We start from the raw sequence: 552 nt of genomic DNA, 5'->3' as shown, positions 1-552 counted from the left end.
TAACGCACATTAAACGTGGGTTAACTCAAGCCGTTACGCAAGGCACACAAAATGTGCCGGGGTTGAGTTAACGCACATTAAACGTGGGTTAACTCAAGCCGTTACGCAAGGCACACAAAATGTGCCGGGGTTGCAAGATACGCTTGTGCGCTCTAAAGCGAACATTCAACGTGTTGTGGAACAAGCGCGCTTTGATGGCCAGAAGGTGATTGATAACGAGTTGCATCTCAAATTGGATAAAGCCGATATTCGTCGCTTCTCTATCCCAGGTTTGAATGTGCATCGTCTCAGTGACCGAGCGGAACAAATTCGTTTGGATTTCCCTCAGGGCCAAGCGGTGATGATTCAGTTTGACGGTCAATCGGACGGCGCACGCACGGTGAAAATGCTCGACCGCAGTTTAATTGCAATGGGCATGCGCGCATCATTGGCTGAAGACGGCACCATTTTGTTTGAAGCGCGGGATAACGCTTATCAACAAATGCAGCAGAAGGTTTTGGTTACGGGCGAAGGGCATCGCTTCCCTGCTGGCCAGCCAAATGTGCTGAACTT

The 552-nt window shown here is 49.8% G+C and carries 1 pseudogene; it reads left to right on the top strand.

Going from position 1 to position 552, the window contains the following annotated elements:
* Positions 1-58: 58 nt before the first annotated feature.
* A pseudogene (locus R8N47_RS27575) lies at positions 59-552 on the top strand (flagellin); the annotation flags it as partial.

The sequence above is a fragment of the Vibrio sp. 2132-1 genome (assembly GCF_033344315.1).
Note: the sequence above shows the minus strand (reverse complement) of the source record. Positions and strands in the feature narration are given on the sequence as shown.